This window comes from Pseudomonas sp. BP11-1-1 (genome assembly GCF_052112105.1).
Classification (GTDB): Bacteria; Pseudomonadota; Gammaproteobacteria; order Pseudomonadales; family Pseudomonadaceae; genus Aquipseudomonas; species Aquipseudomonas alvandae.
Genome location: NZ_JAUTYU010000042.1, coordinates 1 through 907, shown reverse-complemented (window position 1 = coordinate 907; position 907 = coordinate 1). Strand labels below are relative to the sequence as shown.

Annotated in this window: 1 protein-coding gene; it reads left to right on the top strand. The window is 60.9% G+C overall.

Features of this window, described 5'->3' with window-relative positions; translation table 11 throughout:
* Positions 1–907, top strand: a 907-nt coding sequence (locus Q7C33_RS28880; RefSeq protein WP_407684593.1) for an immunoglobulin-like domain-containing protein, incomplete at both ends; no start/stop codon positions are given.

Sequence of the window (907 nt, the reverse complement as noted above, 5' to 3'; positions counted from 1 at the left end):
CCAACCACCGTCACCGAATCGATTGCCTCGGCATCGGGCGGTAACTTGGAAGCCATTGCTCCTAACACCGTTCCGGTCAGCACCATCGTTAGCGATGTCGATGACACCACCACGGTGACATTGACCGCCACGCCGACCGTGAACGAAAACGGCACCATCACCTACACCGCCACGCTGACCGGCGCCGACGGCAAACCTGTCACTGCTCAGAACGGTCCGGTGACCGTCACCCTGGACAGCGGCAAGACCATCACCATCGCTGCCGGTGCAAGCTCAGGTGCGCTCGATGTGCCTGTCGGCAACGACGTGTACCAGGGCCCAACGACTGTCACCGAGTCGATCAAAGATGCATCCGGCGGTAATCTCGAAGCCATCGCGCCAAACACCGCTCCAGTCAGCACCGTCGTCAGCGATGTCGACGACACCACCACGGTGACATTGACCGCTACGCCGACCGTGAATGAAAACGGCACGATCACTTACACCGCCACCCTGACCGGTGCTGACGGAAAACCCGTCACCGCGCAGAACGGTCCTGTGACCGTGACCCTGGACAGCGGCAAAACCATCACCATCGCTGCGGGTGCAAGCTCGGGCGAGCTCAATGTGCCTGTCGGCAACGACGTGTACCAAGGCCCAACGACCGTCACCGAATCGATTAAAGATGCATCGGGGGGTAATCTCGAAGCCATCGCACCGAACACCGCGCCTGTGAGCACCGTGGTTAGCGACGTCAACGACACCACCACGGTGACGCTGACCGCTACGCCAACCGTGAATGAAAACGGCACGATCACTTACACCGCCACTCTGACCGGTGCTGACGGAAAACCCGTCACCGCGCAGAACGGTCCTGTGACCGTTACGTTGGACAGCGGCAAGACCATCACCATCGCTGCGGGCGCAA